The organism is Flavobacterium sp. CFS9 (assembly GCF_041154745.1).
GTDB lineage: Bacteria > Bacteroidota > Bacteroidia > Flavobacteriales > Flavobacteriaceae > Flavobacterium.
In genome coordinates this window covers 4,069,500-4,088,682 of sequence record NZ_AP031573.1, presented here as the reverse complement: position 1 = coordinate 4,088,682, position 19,183 = coordinate 4,069,500, and the positions used below count along the sequence as shown (strand labels likewise).

At 35.9% G+C, this 19,183-nt stretch carries 16 protein-coding genes; 4 read left to right on the top strand and 12 right to left on the bottom strand.

Going from position 1 to position 19,183, the window contains the following annotated elements; all coding sequences use genetic code 11:
* Window positions 1-62 precede the first annotated feature (62 nt).
* The 3 genes from ACAM30_RS17210 to aspA all read right to left on the bottom strand — a co-directional run bounded on the left by ACAM30_RS17210 (window position 63) and on the right by aspA (window position 3,711).
* A complete protein-coding gene (locus ACAM30_RS17210) occupies window positions 63-1,466 on the bottom strand; it encodes an ATP-binding protein (RefSeq protein WP_369615804.1) in 1,404 nt (467 codons plus the stop codon).
* Between the two features lies 1 nt (window position 1,467).
* Window positions 1,468-2,142 carry a response regulator transcription factor gene (locus ACAM30_RS17205; RefSeq protein ID WP_369615803.1) on the bottom strand — a complete coding sequence of 225 codons (675 nt, stop codon included), beginning with the start codon at window positions 2,140-2,142 and terminating at the stop codon, window positions 1,468-1,470.
* A gap of 159 nt (window positions 2,143-2,301) precedes the next feature.
* A complete protein-coding gene (gene aspA, locus ACAM30_RS17200) occupies window positions 2,302-3,711 on the bottom strand; it encodes an aspartate ammonia-lyase (RefSeq protein ID WP_369615802.1) in 1,410 nt (469 codons plus the stop codon).
* A gap of 335 nt (window positions 3,712-4,046) precedes the next feature.
* Here aspA and ACAM30_RS17195 point away from each other — a divergent pair, with 335 nt between their 5' ends.
* Window positions 4,047-4,625 carry a pentapeptide repeat-containing protein gene (locus ACAM30_RS17195; RefSeq protein ID WP_369615801.1) on the top strand — a complete coding sequence of 193 codons (579 nt, stop codon included), beginning with the start codon at window positions 4,047-4,049 and terminating at the stop codon, window positions 4,623-4,625.
* Between the two features lie 511 nt (window positions 4,626-5,136).
* Here the strand turns inward: ACAM30_RS17195 and ACAM30_RS17190 are convergent.
* The 4 genes from ACAM30_RS17190 to glyA form a co-directional block, all read right to left on the bottom strand.
* Window positions 5,137-5,634: a GNAT family N-acetyltransferase gene (locus ACAM30_RS17190; RefSeq protein WP_369615800.1), complete on the bottom strand. Its 498-nt coding sequence runs from the start codon at window positions 5,632-5,634 to the stop codon at window positions 5,137-5,139.
* A gap of 22 nt (window positions 5,635-5,656) precedes the next feature.
* Window positions 5,657-6,697 (bottom strand): GMP reductase, encoded by a 1,041-nt coding sequence (locus tag ACAM30_RS17185; RefSeq protein ID WP_369615799.1) that lies wholly within the window; start codon window positions 6,695-6,697, stop codon window positions 5,657-5,659.
* A 127-nt stretch (window positions 6,698-6,824) separates the two neighbouring features.
* Window positions 6,825-7,418, bottom strand: a complete 594-nt coding sequence (locus tag ACAM30_RS17180; RefSeq protein WP_017497075.1) for a tRNA-(ms[2]io[6]A)-hydroxylase — start codon at window positions 7,416-7,418, stop codon at window positions 6,825-6,827.
* Window positions 7,419-7,573: 155 nt separating this feature from the next.
* Window positions 7,574-8,848, bottom strand: coding sequence for a serine hydroxymethyltransferase (gene glyA / locus ACAM30_RS17175; protein WP_089077965.1), 1,275 nt, complete (start codon window positions 8,846-8,848; stop codon window positions 7,574-7,576).
* A 108-nt stretch (window positions 8,849-8,956) separates the two neighbouring features.
* Between glyA and fahA the strand changes: the two genes are divergently transcribed.
* The gene (gene fahA / locus ACAM30_RS17170; RefSeq protein ID WP_369615798.1) at window positions 8,957-10,240 is read left to right on the top strand and encodes a fumarylacetoacetase; all 1,284 of its coding nucleotides are present in this window, start codon (window positions 8,957-8,959) and stop codon (window positions 10,238-10,240) included.
* A gap of 172 nt (window positions 10,241-10,412) precedes the next feature.
* On the opposite strand, the gene ACAM30_RS17165 is transcribed toward fahA, so the two are convergent.
* Window positions 10,413-11,453, bottom strand: a complete 1,041-nt coding sequence (locus tag ACAM30_RS17165) for an agmatine/peptidylarginine deiminase (protein ID WP_369615797.1) — start codon at window positions 11,451-11,453, stop codon at window positions 10,413-10,415.
* 229 nt (window positions 11,454-11,682) lie between these two features.
* Here ACAM30_RS17165 and ACAM30_RS17160 point away from each other — a divergent pair, with 229 nt between their 5' ends.
* Both ACAM30_RS17160 and ACAM30_RS17155 read left to right on the top strand, forming a co-directional pair.
* Window positions 11,683-13,203 carry a choice-of-anchor I family protein gene (locus ACAM30_RS17160; RefSeq protein WP_369615796.1) on the top strand — a complete coding sequence of 507 codons (1,521 nt, stop codon included), beginning with the start codon at window positions 11,683-11,685 and terminating at the stop codon, window positions 13,201-13,203.
* Window positions 13,204-13,421: 218 nt separating this feature from the next.
* The gene (locus ACAM30_RS17155) at window positions 13,422-14,690 is read left to right on the top strand and encodes an OmpA family protein (protein WP_369615795.1); all 1,269 of its coding nucleotides are present in this window, start codon (window positions 13,422-13,424) and stop codon (window positions 14,688-14,690) included.
* 312 nt (window positions 14,691-15,002) lie between these two features.
* Here ACAM30_RS17155 and ACAM30_RS17150 read toward each other — a convergent pair whose 3' ends face one another.
* From ACAM30_RS17150 to ACAM30_RS17135, 4 genes are all read right to left on the bottom strand, one after another.
* The gene (locus ACAM30_RS17150; RefSeq protein ID WP_369615794.1) at window positions 15,003-15,893 is read right to left on the bottom strand and encodes a carbon-nitrogen hydrolase; all 891 of its coding nucleotides are present in this window, start codon (window positions 15,891-15,893) and stop codon (window positions 15,003-15,005) included.
* Window positions 15,894-16,062: 169 nt separating this feature from the next.
* On the bottom strand, window positions 16,063-16,476 hold the full coding sequence (locus tag ACAM30_RS17145; RefSeq protein WP_369615793.1) for a hypothetical protein: 414 nt from the start codon (window positions 16,474-16,476) through the stop codon (window positions 16,063-16,065).
* Between the two features lie 336 nt (window positions 16,477-16,812).
* Entirely contained in the window at window positions 16,813-17,700 is an 888-nt protein-coding gene (locus tag ACAM30_RS17140; RefSeq protein WP_369615792.1) for a DUF808 domain-containing protein, read from the bottom strand.
* A 439-nt stretch (window positions 17,701-18,139) separates the two neighbouring features.
* Complete coding sequence (locus tag ACAM30_RS17135) at window positions 18,140-19,174, bottom strand: hypothetical protein (RefSeq protein WP_369615791.1); 1,035 nt, start codon at window positions 19,172-19,174, stop codon at window positions 18,140-18,142.
* Between the last annotated feature and the right edge of the window lie 9 nt (window positions 19,175-19,183).

Sequence of the window (19,183 nt, the reverse complement as noted above, 5' to 3'; positions counted from 1 at the left end):
GTTTATACTTACAAAGTAACTCCCGCCAAATTAGAAGGGTCTTAATATGAAATTAGAATTTTCTAAGATTCAACATTAGAAGTCTTAATGTTGCTTTTCCTTGAACTTGTTTTATTGAAGACAATGGTTACAATGGTACCTTTATTTTGCTCCGACTGTACCTGAATCTCTCCGTCGTGCATGCGGATGATTTTGGAAGCCAATGGAAGTCCCAAGCCGTATCCTATATATTTAGTCGCAATTTTACCCCTAAAGAAAGGCTCATACAAATGCGGGATATCTTCCGGTGGAATCCCGATTCCGATATCGTTGATGGCTACTTTTATCCAGTCCTGATTGGCGGAAAGGGTTACAAAAACCTCATTGTTATCAGAATATTTTACACCATTGGTAATAATATTATTGATAGCAAGCTCCAAAAGCGGTTTGTTACATGGAATTAAAAGCAAATTTGAATCTTTAGGTGCAAAGTTCAGCTTGATACTTACCCTGTTGTCCGGATAAATTTTGTCTAAATCCGACTTTACATCCATTAATACTTCGTCGATTCTGGCAATATCCAAAACTTGTTTTTTACCATCATAACCTGTTTGCGTAAGTTTCAGTAGACTTTCGGTCAAGTTTCCTAATCGGGAAGCCTGACTGTAAATATTTTCAAGGGACTGAATGTATTCCGGAACTTCTCTTTCTTTCAAAAGCATAATTTCGGATTCCGCAATGATTGTCGTTATAGGTGTTTTTAGTTCGTGTGAAGCATTATTGATAAAATTAGCCTGTATCTCGAATGAGGTTTCCAAGCGATCCAACATATCATTGAAGGTTTCCGTAAGATCGGAAATTTCATCTGAGTTTTTGACTTCCGGTAAACGATTGTGAAGGTTGGAAGCACTAATTCTGTTTACTTCTTTGGTAATTCTTGCCACAGGATTAATGACTCTTTTGGCCAGGAAACGTCCTAAAAAGAAGGCCAGAAATATGAAACCTATACCACCGAACAGCATGATTTTTAAAATATAAATGGTGGTGGTTGGCCCTTTTCGGTCACGAGCTCCCACAATTACAATATATTTTTGATTGTTCTCTGTAAAAACCTGTCCTAAATAATACTTGTTTTCGACCTCAAAATAGTCATTTCCGGTCCTTAAAACATTAGTATAAAACTCATTCGGTAAATTCAGCTTTGTATTGTAATCAAAGCTATTGGCACTGTTTATCTTAAGAACGAACTCTTCTTCTTCGATAAGTTCTTCCAGTCCGTTTTTTTTAAGATTACTGTAGTATTTTATTTTCTCCGGATCGTTCTGAAAATGAATAGATGCGACGATTTTAGCTCTGTCTCCCAGCCTTTTTAAGAAATGGTAACGATTATTTTCTTTGAATAGAACAAAAACAACAATACATAGAAGTAATGTACTAAAAGACGACAAGGCTACATAAGTATATGTTATTTTTTTTCTTATATCCATTTTATGGCTGTATCACATAACCCAGACCTTTCATGGTATGGATGAGTTTGGTTTCAAAAGGTTTATCGATTTTTTTTCTTAAATAAGTAATGTACACATCGACAACATTGGTATTCATATCAAAATTAATATCCCAGACGTTATCTAAAATCTGATCGCGGGAAACAATGCGGCCGCTGTTTTTAGCCAGATAGTACAACAGTTTAAACTCTTTTGCGGTCAGGACAATCGATTCTCCATCCCTTTTCACTGTCTTTGCCCGACCGTTTATTTCTAAGTCACCAATGGTTATGGTGTCTACTTTTTCGGTGTCCTGGTGGGCTCTACGGTGCAGTGCATTGACTCTGGCGTCCAATTCTCCAAACTTAAAAGGTTTTACCAGATAATCATCGGCTCCGGCATTAAGTCCGGTCACAATATTTTCTGACGTTCCAAGAGCGGTTAACAATAACACCGGAACAAAATTCTTACCGGCACGAAGTCTTCTGCAAATCTCAATTCCGTTAATATCCGGAAGCATTACATCCAAAACAACAACATCAAAATTGTAATTGTGAATCATCTCCAGAGCAGTTCTGCCATCCAGAGCCACACTAACTTCATTATTATTTTCGGCAAATCCTTTCCGCAAAATGGACAATAGATTTGGTTCGTCTTCGACTATAAGTAATTTCATCTTAGTTCAGGTATGAATAGCAAAAATAGGGATTGACTTTAAAAATATAAATCACACTCGTTATAAATTATGATTTAATTATGAACAATAAATCCGTTTCCATAAAAAAAGCCGACACTAAAAATAATGTCGGCTTTCTGTAAATAGAGAGTAACTCTCCTATTTTGTGATGAATTTTGGGTTGATTAAATTATCCAGTGAATAAATTTCGTCCCATTTTTCCTGTGTGATTAATTTTCTTTCGATCACCGCAATCTGGTGTACACTTTTGTTCAGTTTCAAAGCTTCACCTGCAATACTGGCACTTTCTTCATACCCTAAAATTGGGTTTAACTGAGTCACGATTCCAATACTGTTCATGACCATATTGTAGCAATGATCTTCATTTGCAGTGATTCCAATGATACATTTATCAATTAAAGTCTGAATTGCATTTGAAAGGTAATCTAATGAAGTAAACATGGCGAAAGCAATTACCGGCTCCATTACGTTCAATTGCAATTGTCCTGCTTCGGCTGCCATAGTTACAGTCAAATCCTGTCCGATTACATAAAAACAAGTCTGGTTTACCACTTCCGGAATTACCGGGTTTACTTTCCCCGGCATGATAGAAGATCCCGGCTGACGTGCAGGCAGATTGATTTCGTTGAAACCTGTTCTTGGCCCTGAGCTCAACAATCTTAAATCGTTACAGATTTTAGAAATTTTAACGGCTGTTCTTTTCAATGTTCCCATAATTTGAACATAAGCGCCGGTATCTACTGTAGCTTCAATTAAATCAGGAGAAAGAGTTAACGGAATTCCAACTTCTTTCGCTAAATAGTCTACACAGATTTCAGGATATCCTTCCGGTGCATTTACTCTTGTTCCGATAGCTGTTGCTCCCATGTTGATCTCTAAAACCAAACTCTGAGCATCTCTTAATCTTCTAACGTCCTCTCCAATAGTAGTAGCGTAAGAGTTAAATTCCTGCCCTAAAGTCATAGGAACTGCATCCTGCAGCTGTGTTCTACCCATTTTCAGAACATTCTTGAATTCTTCCCCTTTTGCAGCAAATGCCACTTCAAGACCTTCAAGAGTTTTAATGAAACTCTCCATTTTCAGGTAAAGTGCAATTCTAAAAGCTGATGGATAAGCGTCATTAGTAGACTGAGAACAGTTTACGTGATTGTTTGGGTGTAAGAAGTTGTAATCTCCTTTTTTATGTCCTAAATATTCTAAACCAATATTAGCGATTACTTCGTTAGCGTTCATGTTCACCGAAGTTCCGGCTCCACCCTGAATCAAATCGCTCACAAATTCCTGATCAAATTTACCGGCAATTACCTGGTCACTTCCATAGCAAATTGCTTCGGCTATTTTAGCGTCTAATGCACCGCAGTCTTTGTTGGCCAAAGCTGCCGCTTTTTTTACATAACCTAATGCTTTGATGAATAAAGGTTCTTTTGAAATAGGAATTCCTGTGATATTAAAATTCTCTACTGCTCTGAAGGTTTGGATACCATAATATAGATGATTTGGAATGTCTAATTCCCCTAAAAAATCATGCTCTTTTCTTGTTGATCCCATATAATTTAGATTGTTACGTTTTAACTTTAAAAAACAGTGTAAATCTACATCAAATTACCCTCATAGGAAAATATTTCAAATCAAATACTGCTAAGATTTTCTTAAATTTTACCTCTAAAATTAAGTACTTAACATTTTAAGGATCAAAAAATATCAAATTCACAAAAAAGAACCTTAAACAGAAATCCTTAACTCTATCAGACAAAAGGTCTTAAGTTTCTTTTTTATTCGATCCTAAAGTTATTCCTGAAATCGTAAATTATCTTTATTTCTCCTCTGCTTGTACTCCTATAATTAGTATCTTTTCACTCTGAAAATTATCCTTAAAAATCACCTTGAAAAAAGAATCTCAATATTTCCTTGATAAAGAATACGATACCATTATTTATGGTAAAGATGACGTCAATTTTAAAGATTTTGAGTGTTGTGTTTTTAACAATTGTAATTTTTCTGCCTGCACCTTTTTAGCGGTTACTTTTATCGATTGCACCTTTAATGATTGTATTTTCAATGAAGCCAAAATCAATTATGTTGCCTTTCGAACCGCCACTTTTAATCGCTGCGAAATTAAAGAGGTTAATTTTGCCATGTGCGACAAGCTGATCTTCGAAATTCATTTTTACGATTGCATTTTGGATTTTTCAAAATTCTACACCCTGAAGATTAAGGGGACTACTTTTACCAATTGCAGTTTAATTGCTGTAGATTTTATGGCTGCTGACCTCACCAGTGTCCTCTTTGACAATTGCGATTTGTTCCGCTCTGAGTTTGACAAGGCCATCGCCAATAAAGCTGATTTTAAGACGAGCTACAATTACACGATTGATCCCTCAAAAACTAAACTGAAAAAAGCCATTTTTACTTTGCCGGAACTGAAAGGCCTGTTATTCAAACATGATATTGTTGTGAGTTAAATATCAAAAGAGGCTTAAAACAACAAGAGAACATAGAAAACTCCTAATTAGATACTACTAAAGAATAACTCTTTTTCTAAAATTGTATGTAATATATTCTTTGTGGTTAGGCTTTCGCCCTTACAGGGCTAAACTTATACTCGATATTTTTCTCATAGCGCTTTGCACTATGCTGGTACTGGCGCTCTTTCAGAGCTTTACTTTTTTTATGCAGCTTCATTCTAAAGTTTTGACTGCATACTTTTTTAGATAATGATTACTTTTCTATAACAACTCACTAAATTTTCGAACAAATCCAAAAAAAAGCCGGTCAAAAAACCAGCTTATTCCTTACTATATTCTAATCCATATTGTCTAACTGAAAATAGTGTATCACTTTTAGTAAAACAGAATATCATAAAATAGAACATGTTTCTCTTACATCTACTTCACACATTTCACATTTCACAATTTACACTTCACTTCCTGGCTCTATGTCTTATTCTAATTATAATCAACAGTGGGTTCCGTTTTAGAACTTCTTCTCCATTACAAAATCTTCCATCAAATAACCGTTTCCAATATCAAGATCAGATTCTCCAATAACTTCGAAACCTATCTTTTTATAGAAACCAATAGCCGGATTGAATCGGTTTACATTTAAAGACAGTGCATTAGAATTGTTCTCAGCACCTAATCTTTCAATCTCTTCCATCACTTTTTTTCCAATTCCTTTTCCCTGAGTTTCCGGTAAAAGATAAATTTTATGAATTTTTGTTATCGCTTGTCCTTTATATTGATGTTCGATCCCGATAAACCCCACAGTAGATGCTCCTTCATCAACTCTGTAAAATAATTGTTCTCCTTTAGCAAACTGTTCGGTTAAAGCTTCTTCCGAGTAAAAAAGCGCTAACATATAGTCTAATTGTTCCTTACTTAAAATTTCACCGTATGTAATCGGCCATGTGATATCTACTATGTGCTGAATTTGTTTAATATCGCTAACTGTAGCTTCTGAAATTGCAATCATATTCTATTTTAAAATACTTTTATTACTTTGTAAAAACTTGATTTTCCTGTTCACTTACCCTAATAAACGTAGTTCGTTTGGTAAGCTCCTTTAGACGTGAAGCCCCCACATAGGTGCAGGTACTTCGCAAACCGCCTAAAATATCTAATATTGTATTGATAACCTCACCTTTAAAAGGTACCTGCACTGTTTTACCTTCACTTGCTCTGTACTCAGCCACTCCTCCAACATGTTTCTCCATGGCTGTTTTAGAACTCATTCCGTAAAACTGCTTGAATTTTTCTCCTTCTATTTCTATCACTTCTCCACCACTCTCTGTATGTCCGGCGAGCATTCCGCCTAACATTACAAAATCTGATCCCGCACCGAATGCTTTTGCAACATCTCCCGGTGTCTGACAGCCGCCATCACTAATAATATGTCCGCCTAAACCGTGAGCAGCGTCGGCACATTCAATAATAGCCGAAAGCTGCGGATATCCTACACCTGTTTTTACACGAGTAGTACAAACAGAACCACCGCCAATTCCTACTTTTACAATGTCGGCACCAGCCAAAAGCAATTCCTCAACCATTTCTCCCGTAACTACGTTTCCGGCAATGATAACCTTATCGGAATATTGTTTGCGGGTTTGCTTCAAAAACTGCACAAAATGCTCTGAATAGCCATTTGCAACATCGATACAAATGAATTTAAGCAATGGATTCTCTGCAATAATCCGGCTTATTTTTTCAAAATCTTCTACTCCTGTTCCCGTACTGATCGCAATATGATTATAAAAATCAGCTGTCTTATCTTTTAAAAACACCTTCCATTCTTGTGGCGAATAGTGTTTATGAATGGCTGTAAAGAGTTTTTCTTTCGCTAAAACTCTGGCCATTTCAAAAGTTCCTACCGTATCCATATTGGCCGCCATAATCGGAACTCCGGACCAGGTTGAAGTACTGTGCAAAAACTTAAAATCTTGCTTTAAAGAGACTTCTGATCTGCTTTTTAGCGTTGATCTCTTTGGACGAATCATTACATCTTTAAATCCCAGTTTCAAATCAGTTTCTATTCTCATAGGTTTCCGTTTTTGTGGCTCTCAAATATAATGAATTGTGAGTTGTGAAATGTGAAATGTTAGATGTAAACTGTTAAATATGAAATGCAAACTAAAAACTGTTCACTGAATACTGTAGACTGTAAACTTACCCGTGAATAGTTTCTCCTTTTCCGTAATTGGTAATAATCGATTCTTCGAAAGCTAACCACTCTCTCCAACGTTTTTCTACGTCAATTCCAACGCCGTACTTTCGGGCATAGGTGATAAAAGTAGTGTAATGTCCCGCTTCGCTTTCCATTAACTCTCTGTAAAAAACAGCCAGTTCTTCGTCCTGAATATTTTCAGATAATACCTTGAAACGCTCACAGCTTCTAGCCTCGATCATTGCAGAAAAAAGCAATCTTTCCACCAATCCGGAAACACGGCTTCCGTCTCCGCTTTTCTTCATGTACTGATACAATTCGTTTACGTAATCGTCTTTACGCTCACGTCCAAGTTTCAATCCTCTCTTAATGATGATATTATGAACCTGCTCAAAATGATCGATTTCTTCTTTGGCTAAAGCCAATAAATCCTGCACTAAATCCTGATGCTCAGAATTATTAGTGATAATCGTAATCGCATTTGTTGCTGCTTTTTGCTCACACCAAGCATGATCCGTCAGGATTTCTTCAATATTTTTCTCTACGATATTCACCCATCTCGGGTCTGTTGGCAGTTGTAATCTTAATACGCCCATATCTCTTTTAGTTTATTTTGTTTCAGGTTTTTCTTGTTTCAGGTTCCTTTAGGAACGAAAAAAAAGTTTAAAGTTCTGGCTCACGTTATTTCCGCATTACAAAACTTTAAACTTGAAACTTTAAACCTGAAACAATTAAGTTTCAAATTTTATTTTTAGTAAACGAAAATTGGTCTTTCGCTCATCATTTCATTTACTTCATCTGCTACCTCTTCGATAACCGCTTCATTTGTATGATCTGTAAGCACTTTATCGATTAAAGCAACAATCTTTTCCATATCTTCTTCCACTAAACCACGAGTAGTGATAGCAGCTGTTCCAATACGGATTCCTGAAGTTACAAATGGTGATTTATCATCAAATGGAACCATGTTTTTATTTACTGTAATTTCTGCTTTTACTAATGCATTTTCAGCTTCTTTACCAGAAATACCTTTATTTCTTAAGTCGATAAGCATCATGTGGTTATCTGTTCCGCCAGAGATAATGTTGTATCCTCTTTTTACGAAAGCATCAGCCATAGCGTTTGCATTTTTCTGCAATTGCATAGCATAAGTAAAGAAATCATCTTTAAGCGCTTCACCAAAAGCTACTGCTTTAGCAGCAATGATATGCATTAATGGTCCACCTTGATTTCCAGGGAAAACAGCAAGATCTAATAAAGAAGACATCATTCTGATTTCTCCTTTTGGAGTTTTTAAACCTTGTGGGTTTTCGAAATCTTTCCCCATTAAAATCAAACCTCCACGTGGTCCGCGTAATGTTTTATGAGTAGTAGTAGAAACAATATGACAATGTGGAATCGGGTCATTCATTAATCCTTTAGCAATAAGACCTGCAGGATGAGAAATATCAGCAAATAAGATCGCTCCTACGCTGTCAGCAATTTGTCTGAAACGAGCAAAATCCATATCACGTGAATAAGCCGAAGCTCCGGCGATGATTAATTTTGGCTGTTCTTTAGTGGCGATCTCCTGAATTTTATCATAGTCTAAACGACCCGTTTCAGCATCTACACCATAAAAAACAGGACGGTACAAACGACCTGAGAAATTCACGGGAGAACCGTGAGTTAAGTGACCTCCGTGAGATAAGTCGAAACCTAAAATAGTGTCTCCAGGATTTAAACATGCATGGTAAACTGATGTATTAGCCTGAGATCCAGAGTGTGGCTGAACGTTTGCATATTCAGCTCCAAATAATTCTTTGGCTCTGTCAATAGCAATCTGCTCAATTACGTCTACTACTTCGCATCCTCCGTAGTATCTTTTGCCAGGGTACCCCTCAGCATATTTGTTAGTTAAAACAGAACCAGCTGCTTTCATTACCTCATCACTTACAAAATTTTCTGAAGCGATAAGTTCTAATCCGTGAATTTGTCTGTCCTTTTCTTCTAGTATAAGGTCAAAAATTTGTTCGTCGCGTTGCATTTTTTCGTTTTTCGTTAATTTCCTGCAAAAATACAAAAAAACGTTTGTCAAACTGTTAGATTATGATATATTTGACATAGAATTTTTCAACAAATAATTAACATTCACATGCCAATAACCGCTAACGATACTAAGAGAAAATCATGGTTAGAAGTACCAGAAAATAGTGATTTCCCTATTCAAAATATTCCATTCGGTGTATTTCTTACCAAAGAAAATGTTGTTACTGTAGGAACGAGAATTGGCGACTATGCTATAGACTTAGGGGCTCTACAACAATTAAACTATTTTGCAGGAATTGATCTGACTGATGATATGTTCATGCAGGACACTCTTAATGATTTCATTTCTTATGGAAAAATAACCTGGAGACTAGTCCGCAACCGAATCGCTGATATTTTCGACGAGACCAATCCGCAATTAAGAGATTCCAAAAAAGACCGCGATATTGTTATTTTCAATATTGATGATGTCGAAATGCAATTGCCAGTTTTAATTGGTGATTATACGGATTTCTATTCCAGTAAAGAACACGCAACGAACGTTGGAAAAATGTTCCGTGATCCTGAAAATGCTTTATTACCAAACTGGTTACACATTCCGGTAGGATACCACGGAAGAAGTTCTACCATTGTTCCTTCAGGAATTCCGGTACACCGCCCGATGGGACAAACTTTACCTGCCGGTCATGATACCCCGGTATTTGGCGCGTCCCGTTTAGTAGACTTTGAATTAGAAACCGCTTTCATCACTACAGATGTAAATGTAATGGGCGAAAACATTTCAACTTACGAAGCGGAAGACTATATCTTCGGAATGGTTTTATTAAACGACTGGAGTGCGCGTGACATTCAAAAATGGGAATATGTACCACTTGGACCATTTTTAGCGAAAAACTTTGCTTCTTCAATCTCTCCATGGATTATTACAATGGATGCTTTGGAACCTTTTAGAACTAAAGGTCCTAAACAAGATCCTACCCCGCTTCCTTATTTACAAACAAAAGGAAAAAAGGCTTACGATATTCATTTAGAGGTTGCTTTAAAACCTGAAAATCAGGAAGAAACCGTAGTTTCAAAATCAAACTTCAAATACATGTACTGGTCTATGGCACAGCAGTTAACACATCATACCTCAAACGGATGTCGTGTAAACTCAGGTGACATGATGGGTTCAGGAACTATTTCCGGTCCAACTGAAGACAGCTTTGGTTCGATGTTAGAGCTAACATGGGGAGGAAAAAACCCAATAGCCTTAAATGGCGGAGGTGAACGTAAATTTATAGAAGATGGTGATACAGTAATCATCAGAGGTTACTGCGAAAGCAATGAAGTACGTATTGGTTTTGGAGAAGTTTCAAGCCAATTGTTACCTCCTTTTGTGAGACAATGAAGAGATCCTGCCATATCGGAAGATATATAAGTAAAAAACCTTGTTAGACAGCTAACAAGGTTTTTTTTTATTTGTTTTTTTTCACTACCGATTAATAGGATTCTCATGGATTTTTTAATCATTTCAATCCTATTAATCAGTGGCAAAAAATTATAACTATATAACTCGAAAATTAAGCCGGAATTTGCTGGCTCAAACAATGTAATGTTCCAAATCCCCAGATAAAATCAATACAGCTGATACCGATTACTTCTCTGTCAGGGAAACATTCTGCAAGTATATTCAAAGCCACACGATCGTTACTATCATTAAAAGTAGGAACCAGAACACAATTGTTCAGAATTAAGAAATTCGCATAGCTGGCCGGTAATCTTAACGTATCAAAATCTACACGTTTTGGCATTGGCAATGCGACAATAGTTGGCGACTTTCCATCTTCCAGTTTTGCATTTTGCAAACGTTTCAAATTGTCCTGTAATGGCTTATAATTAGAATCGTTTTTATCTGTTTCCACAATCGTTACAATCGTATCTTCGTTTACAAATCGACATAAATCGTCGATATGTCCGTGTGTATCATCTCCTTCTATTCCATCACCCAGCCATATTACATTGGTAACTCCTAAGTATTCCTTAAAAACAGCTTCGTAATCTTCTTTGGTGAAACCTGCGTTTCTAACCTGAATAGTCGGATGCATCAAGCACTCTTCAGAAGTCAGTAAAGTTCCTTTTCCGTTTACATCAATTGCACCGCCTTCTACAATTACCGGTTTTCCTTTGTACATTACCTGTGTAAGCGGAACATCAATAAAATCGGCAATTTTAGCAGGAACAAATTTATCCAGCTGATAGTTTTTATACTTTGCCCAACCGTTGAAATTAAAGTTCAAAGCTTCTCTTTTTGAACCATTTTGTACAATAATCGGTCCCGAATCACGCATCCAGCTTCTATTGGTCTTGTGAACAATAAAAGAAATATTCGCCAGATTCACACGTCCCATTTCCAGCATTCCACTTACTTTTTCTTTTAGTTTTTCATCGGCTACGACCAAAAAAACAGTTTCAAAAGTGGCTACTTTTTTAATAAATTCTACAAAAGCCCATTGAACAGCTTCGTATTTTCCCGGCCAGTCGTTTCCGTTATGCGGAAAACACAATACAATTCCTTGTTGTTTCTCCCATTCCGCCGGAAATCTTCTATTATTTGTTGACATAAAATGATTCTAAATTTGAAAGTGCACAAAGATAATGAGATAATGTGATAATTAGACAATGTGCTAATTGGATAATTAGATAATTAGATCATCTAACAATATAATGACCTGGCAATTATCTAATTGACTGATTTTCCAATTGACAGATTAAGTTAAAGATTAAATAATAAAGCCTTAATACTAGACCATAATCTGCTAATTACATTTGGCAAAACTAAAAAACACAAAAATGAAAAATGTAAGCCTTTCATTATTAGCTGCTTTATTTGTTATGGCAAGCTGTAATAATGATGAAACCTCAAAAAATCAGGAATCCGAAGTAGTAGTCAACGAAAATCCGGGCTCTTTTAAAGAAATCGGTTCTATTACCATTGGCGGAGAGGCAGCCGCTGAAATTTCGGCTTATGATGAAAAAACAAAAAGGCTTTTTATCGTAAACAATAGCGGAACGAATCAAATTGATGTCGTTGATATTTCCGATCCTACAAAACCCATTAAAATTGGTAAAATCGATCTGACTCCATACGAAGGCGCTTCTAACAGTGTTGCAGTTTACGATGGAAAACTGGCGGTTGCTTTAGAATCAACTCTTAACAAACAAGGAAATGGAAAGGTGGTTGTTTTTAATACCAGCGATTACAGCTTAATTAAACAAGTTACTGTTGGTGCACTACCTGATATGATTACGTTTTCACCGGATGGAAAATACATCATGACGGCTAACGAAGGAGAGCCTAACACTGATTATACGCAGGATCCAAACGGAACCATTTCTATTATTGAAACGGCTACCTATGCTGTGACTACTTTAGATTTCAGTTCTTTCAGCGGTCAGGCCGAAGCTTTGAAAAAAGAAGGGTTTAGAATTTCAAAATTTGCCAAGAGTTTTACTCAGGACATTGAACCTGAATACATAACGATATCTGATGATTCTAAAACTGCCTGGGTTACTTTACAGGAAAACAACGGTGTTGCCAAAGTAGATTTGACCTCTAAAACCATTACAGCTCTTTATCCTCTGGGCTTTAAAAACTTCAATACCGCCGAAAATGCTATTGATGTTAGTGACAAAGACGATAAAATTGCTTTTAATCCATGGAAAGTAAAAGGAATGTACATGCCGGATGCCATTAGTCATTTTTCAGTTAACAACACTCCTTATTTTGTTACTGCCAACGAAGGTGATGCCAGAGAATATGCAGCCTATGCAGATATTAAAAGAATGAAAGACATGAAACTTGATGCTACCGCTTTTCCTGATGCTGCTGCTTTGAAACTGGAAACCAATCTAGGAAGACTGAATCTTATCGCAGATATGGGAGATACAGATGGTGATGGCGATTTAGATGAACTGGTAGCTTTTGGAGCCCGCTCCTTCTCTATCTGGAACGGAAATACCGGAAAAATTGTTTATGACAGTAAAAATGATGCAGACAAAAAAACAAATGATCTTGGAACTTATGATGATAAACGAAGTGACGACAAAGGTTCTGAACCGGAAGCAGTTGTTTCTGCTAAAATGGGATCTCAGAATATTTTATTTGTAGGTTTAGAAAGATCAGATGCTTTTATGACTTATGATGTAACCAATCCTGCTTCACCGCAATATTTGCAAACGGTAAAAACCGGAGACGCTCCGGAAGGAATACTCTTCATTCCAGCTTCTAAAAGTCCAACCAAAAGAAGTTTGTTAGTCGTTAGCAGTGAAGGAGATGGAACTGTAAAAATATACCAACCGGATTTAAAATAACCTTCATATTTACAATTTCAAAAAGGGGCTAAAATTTAAATTTAGCCCCTTTTTTTGACCAAATATTTTGATTTCATTAACATATTTGCATAATTAAAACCCAAAAGATGGGAATTATGTAAGACCAAATAGAACACTATCTAAATTTCGTACTATAAATTTGTCCTGAGTTTAAAAGTTAAGGCTCAAAAATAATATTAAATAAAAATTTGGATATCATGAAAAAGAAATTAGCTTCAGTATCACTTTTACTACTATCAATCGCTGCCAGTGCGCAAAACACTACAACGACATCGACCCAGTCTTCAATTGACAAACCTGCTTATAATAAATGGTCTATAGAATTAAACGGAGGTTTAAACAAACCGATGAGAGCCATGACACCTGGCTATTCAACAGAGTCACTTAGTGCATTTCATGCCGATTTAGGTGCCAGATATATGTTTAATCCTAAATTTGGTTTGAAACTGGATGTTGGATACGATCAATTTCAGGAACGTAAAGACACTCCGGAGTTTGACAGTAAATATTACAGAGCAAGTTTACAAGGGGTTATTAACCTTGGAAGAGCTTTAAACTTTGAAACCTGGACAAATACTTTTGGTTTATTGGCCCATGGAGGTTTTGGTGTTTCTCAATTAAGCAGCGATAAAGGTTTTGACGGGAAAGATTATATGGCTCACGGAATTATGGGATTAACCGGACAAGTAAGACTTAGCAACAGAGTTGCTTTAACCGGAGATCTTACCGGAATTGTTAACGGAAGACAAAACCACAACTTTGACGGAAAAGGTGTTCCTACTACCGGTTCATTAGACGGTGTGTTACTAAATGCATCTGTTGGTTTGACGTTTTACTTAGGTAAAAACACAAAACATGCTGACTGGTATTCTGAAGAAAATGAAAGACTAAACAAATTAGAAGACCGAGTGAATACAATTGAGACTAATCTTATTGATACCGATAAAGATGGTGTTGCTGATTTGTATGATTTAGAGCCAAACACGATTTCAGGAGTGGCTGTAAATACTAAAGGACAATCTATTGACAACAATCAAAATGGTGTGCCGGATGAATTAGAAAGCTACTTAGATAAAACTTATGCTAAAAAAGGAAGTGAAGTAGCTCCAACAAACCGTACTGTTGAAGAACTAATCAACGGAGGATATGTAAATGTATACTTTGATTTCAATTCTTCTAAACCAACCAATACTTCTCTATCTGGTGTTGATTTCTTAGTGAAATACCTGAAAAACAATCCTGGTAAATCAGCAGATATTATTGGATACGCAGACGAAATTGGAAACTCTAGTTACAATACTGAATTATCAAGAAAAAGAGCTGAAGCAGTTAAAAAGATTGCAACAAATGCAGGAATCGATGCTTCAAGGCTAAATGTAATTGCTAACGGTGAAGACACTTCTGTGAACAAAAACTCAAAAGAAGCGCGTCAAATCGTAAGAAGAGTTACTTTCCAGGTGAAATAAACAATTCTAAGCTAGTATAAAAAGAGACTGTTTAAATTTTTAAACAGTCTCTTTTGCATATAAATACTTAAAAGTGGCTTTAACATTCTACATCTTACTTCAACGCGGATAAAAACAGATCTTAAAAATTGTAAACTCTTTATAAGGAGAAAAAAATCTGTCTTTATCCGTGTTTTTACGAAGTAAATCCGTTTTATCAGCGTCGAATTAAAGCTAAAATTTAAAACAATATTGTTTGTGCTGAAAAACAAAAGAGGCTGTTTAAAATTAAACAGCCTCTACTTCTTTGCCTTTATGTAAAAGTTTTTTTACTTATTGATCAATCGCTCTTTTAGTAATATCTCCAAAAGCATCAATTCTTCTGTCTCTGAAAAACGGCCAGTTCTGACGTACGTTTTCCTGTAGATCCAAATCAACTTCAGCAATTAAAATTTCTTCCTGATCGTGAGAAGCCTGAGCTAAGATCTCACCCTGAGGCCCTGCGATAAACGAAGCCCCCCAAAACTGAATTCCTTCTGTTCCTTCAATATATTTTTCTAATCCAATACGGTTTGCAGCGGCAACAAAAACACCATTCGCAACAGCATGACCTTTCATTACGTTCATCCATGCACCATATTGATTATCTCCGTATTCTTCTTTTTCTTTTGGATGCCATCCAATTGCTGTTGGATAAAATAAAACCTCAGCCCCTTTTAAAGCAGTAATACGTGCTGCTTCCGGATACCATTGGTCCCAGCAAATAAGTGTTCCCACTTTTCCTTTTTTAGTCTCAATAGCCTGAAAACCTAAGTCACCCGGCGTGAAATAGAATTTTTCATAAAAATGCGGATCGTCCGGAATGTGCATTTTACGGTATAATCCTGCTTCTGTTCCATCCGTATCAATGATGTAAGCACTATTGTGATAAATTCCTGCCATTCTCTTCTCAAAGAAAGGAACAATAATTACTACTCCCAATTCCTTTGCCAAAGCACTAAAAGCAATAAATGAAGTGCTGTACAATGGTTCGGCTAATGCAAAATTATCTACATCTTCGCTTTGGCAAAAATAATGACTGCTGTACAATTCCGGAAGCAATATTACTTCAGCTCCCTTAGTAGCTGCGTCTCTTACCCAGCTGATACATTTTTTAAGATTATTCTCGGCAACATCATTCAGATTTAACTGAATAACGGCTATTTTATACTTTCTTTTCGGCATGACATAAAATTTAGAGTGCAAAAATAGTGTTTTTTGAAAGAATGACAAAGAACACCTATACTCCAGTTCTTATAAAAAGAAAACCATCTTACAAATATCTTATTCTATTAAAGAGTCAAATAATTGCAAAATGGTTTCGTTACCTAAAATTTATCGTCTAAGAACTTAATTATTCAATAACCACTTTTGTCGTGATAAACTCCGTTTCTGATTTTTTGAATTTAATTTCAAAAGTTCCTTTGGTTGCAGACTTAAATTTGTAAACTGTCTTTTTAGGATCCGGTACCTGAGTGGTACAAACTCCTGTTGGATATTTAACTTCAACTTGCAATCCTTTTACTCCCCCAATGGTCACTTCACCAATTTTACTAAATTCTCCACAAGCGTTATCGACAGCAAAAGTAACATCATAGCTTAATTCTTCATTAACCTTCCCGGTTGCCGGACCTTTCACTTCGGTCACTAAAGCAGCTTTAGTAATTGATTCAGGAATACTTGGCGCATCATTATCGTTACTGCAGGAAGTTAACCCTATAGCTAAAAATAATACTACAAAAACTGATTTTAATTTAAACCTTTTCATATAAAATAATAATTAATTGTTAATTACTATGAAGATGCTGTTCGATTACAATGGTTGCTTTTCAAATTTGTTAATTCTTTCGACAAAACAAACAAATCATTAAAAATCAAATACTTAATCCATTAAAATACTTTTAAAAAAATACCCTTTACTTATGAAAAACCAAAATTTATCGCATAGCCCCGATAGAAACGGCATCCTTTTTCCTGCTTCTTTAGCAGGGAAAAGATAGAGTGAATAGCGGGACAAAAGTGCTTTTAAAAATGAGTTACTGTGCTTCAAAAAAAAACACCAGCCTTTCGACTGGTGTTTGTTGTATTTATGATGTTATTTCTTTTAAACAGTTTCTTTTTTACCGAATACTTTTTTAAACAGACTTATTACAGCCAATACTGCAAAACCTAACACTAAACCTGTAACAAATTCTTTTAGAATAGAAGGCACATTAATTTCTTCCATTAAATGATGTATGAACGGGATATAATGTACAAAAATTCCGCCTGCTACCAAAATCAAAGCAATTGTACCAATTACGGTTAAACTTTTAATGACCAAAGGCAATGCTTTTACTAGTATGTTTCCAATAAATTTCGAGATACTTTTCTCTTTTTTACTGAATTTAATTAGCTTATACCCTGCTTCATCCATTCTGACAATAAGTGCCACGATACCATAAACCCCAACAGTTGCAACTAAGGCAATTATTGACGTTACGATGATTTGCTGGCTAAGTGGCTGACCAATTACGGTACCTAAAGCAATAATCACAATTTCGACAGATAAGATAAAATCGGTCACGATTGCTGATTTTATTTTTCCTTTCTCAGCTTCTAAAATTTCTTCTTCTGTAAACGTTTCGTCTGTGATTCCTTCAGATTCTTCATGTTTGTGTGGAAATACAAATTCGTAGATTTTCTCCGCTCCTTCATAAGCCAAAAACAAACCTCCAAGTACCAGAATTATAATGATGGCTACTGGTAAAAAAGCACTTAACAAAAAAGCAATGGGTAAAATAATCACTTTATTCAACAACGAACCTTTGCTGATTGCCCATAATACCGGAAGCTCTCTCGAGGATGCGAACCCTGAAGCTTTCTCAGCATTTACGGCTAAATCATCGCCCAAAATACCTGCTGTTTTCTTTGCTGCAACTTTACTCATTACTGCAACATCATCCATGATTGCTGCGATATCGTCTAATAGTACGAAAAAACCTGATGCCATTATACTTATTTTGTTTTAGAAAAATCACTTAATTAACTGGTTTTAAATACGCCAAATTAATACATGATCCTGGTTGTTTATTGCTGCGAATCTAAGACTTTTTTGTTGATTTTTCTAGCCAAAAATTAACTGCATTGCCCTAAAAGCACCCAAATAATAATAAACACGAAAATAGTTCCAAAACAACCGCCACCTAATTTTTTCGCACCGTAACCTGCTATTAACCCTCTAAAAATATTGTTCATGATATTTCGATTAAGATTATTCCTCTTTTCATTTGATTTTCAAATTACTACCGTAAAGTTCTATACTTTACTCATAATTATTTTATAGTACTTTTAGAAAAGATTATATTATTTATGAATCGAAATTCTTAAACTAAATAAAAAGCCAACCTTACGGCTGGCATTTTTATAAATCCTATGATTTAATAGTAAACTTAATCGGTTGTAACACTTGCGCCTCTGCCAATTAAAGTGGCTTTGTCTACAATACCTTGCCCCGTAGGAGGAGCTGGTGGTTTTTGATTGTCTAATCTAACTCCCTTAAAGGAAGATAAATTTAAAAGCCTGCTTAAAATCAGATTAACCTGAGAACTTGGAAGTGCATTACTGGTAAAATCAAGTGTGGTGTCTTTATCTGCAATTGTGGACAAAGAAGGCAATTCGATAGAAGTAAGAAGTATATTACTGTGAAAATACAATCCTTTACTTGACGTTAACACAGGAAACGCAATAAACGTTAAAGATGGATTATTTAGAATCCCTGTATCGTATCCCTGTATTATTTTCAATGCAGGAAATACAATCGATCCTAATTTATTGTTATTATCGACATCTAAATCATCGTAAACCTCAATAAGATTGCTCAAGTTTACATTAGTCAACTTTGAATTATTCTGAATCTTTAAGGTTACCAGTTTTTTCACTGCGCTCAAATCTATATTGGTCAAATTTGTTGTGCTTGTAACATAAATATTTTCTGTATAGGGTCCAAACTCGGCATCTATTTGCGCCATTGCCTGTACATCTGTAACATCTCCGGTTATTATTATACTTGTTTTTCCCTTGTTCTGAGTACTTCCCGCATATAAAGCATAAGGCACACTCAACAACTGACTTGTACCGCTGATGGTGTAATTACTTCCTCCGGTTGGATCGATTTCCGTTTTGATAAAGTGTGATCCTGCTCCCCAGTTTATCCCTGAGAAAGTTCCTGTAGTTGGTGTACCGCCTCCTATTTCTATAGTGGCCAATCCATTACTGTTTGTTGTGGTGGTTTGGGTTTCTACATAAGAGGCTGTACCACTCGTTGATCCGAGTAAAATACTTGTTTTGATACCCACTAAAGTACCTGCAACCAACGTCCCGTCCGTTTTTCGAATAACCGACTGGTAACTCATTTTTTGCGGAGCCTGCGCAAATAAAAAGGTAAAAGAACTTAATAATAGTAAGGCAAGAGTAATTTTTTTCATATATCTGTC

What these genes read in the sequence shown, in the direction of transcription:
- ACAM30_RS17210 (WP_369615804.1), bottom strand. Translation starts at nt 1,466, where the DNA reads ATGGATATAAGAAAAAAAATAACATATACTTATGTAGCCTTGTCGTCT.
- ACAM30_RS17205 (WP_369615803.1), bottom strand. Translation starts at nt 2,142, where the DNA reads ATGAAATTACTTATAGTCGAAGACGAACCAAATCTATTGTCCATTTTG.
- aspA (WP_369615802.1), bottom strand. Translation starts at nt 3,711, where the DNA reads ATGGGATCAACAAGAAAAGAGCATGATTTTTTAGGGGAATTAGACATT.
- ACAM30_RS17190 (WP_369615800.1), bottom strand. Translation starts at nt 5,634, where the DNA reads ATGATTGCAATTTCAGAAGCTACAGTTAGCGATATTAAACAAATTCAG.
- ACAM30_RS17185 (WP_369615799.1), bottom strand. Translation starts at nt 6,697, where the DNA reads ATGAGAATAGAAACTGATTTGAAACTGGGATTTAAAGATGTAATGATT.
- ACAM30_RS17180 (WP_017497075.1), bottom strand. Translation starts at nt 7,418, where the DNA reads ATGGGCGTATTAAGATTACAACTGCCAACAGACCCGAGATGGGTGAAT.
- glyA (WP_089077965.1), bottom strand. Translation starts at nt 8,848, where the DNA reads ATGCAACGCGACGAACAAATTTTTGACCTTATACTAGAAGAAAAGGAC.
- fahA (WP_369615798.1), top strand. Translation starts at nt 8,957, where the DNA reads ATGCCAATAACCGCTAACGATACTAAGAGAAAATCATGGTTAGAAGTA.
- ACAM30_RS17165 (WP_369615797.1), bottom strand. Translation starts at nt 11,453, where the DNA reads ATGTCAACAAATAATAGAAGATTTCCGGCGGAATGGGAGAAACAACAA.
- ACAM30_RS17160 (WP_369615796.1), top strand. Translation starts at nt 11,683, where the DNA reads ATGAAAAATGTAAGCCTTTCATTATTAGCTGCTTTATTTGTTATGGCA.
- ACAM30_RS17155 (WP_369615795.1), top strand. Translation starts at nt 13,422, where the DNA reads ATGAAAAAGAAATTAGCTTCAGTATCACTTTTACTACTATCAATCGCT.
- ACAM30_RS17150 (WP_369615794.1), bottom strand. Translation starts at nt 15,893, where the DNA reads ATGCCGAAAAGAAAGTATAAAATAGCCGTTATTCAGTTAAATCTGAAT.
- ACAM30_RS17145 (WP_369615793.1), bottom strand. Translation starts at nt 16,476, where the DNA reads ATGAAAAGGTTTAAATTAAAATCAGTTTTTGTAGTATTATTTTTAGCT.
- ACAM30_RS17140 (WP_369615792.1), bottom strand. Translation starts at nt 17,700, where the DNA reads ATGGCATCAGGTTTTTTCGTACTATTAGACGATATCGCAGCAATCATG.
- ACAM30_RS17135 (WP_369615791.1), bottom strand. Translation starts at nt 19,174, where the DNA reads ATGAAAAAAATTACTCTTGCCTTACTATTATTAAGTTCTTTTACCTTT.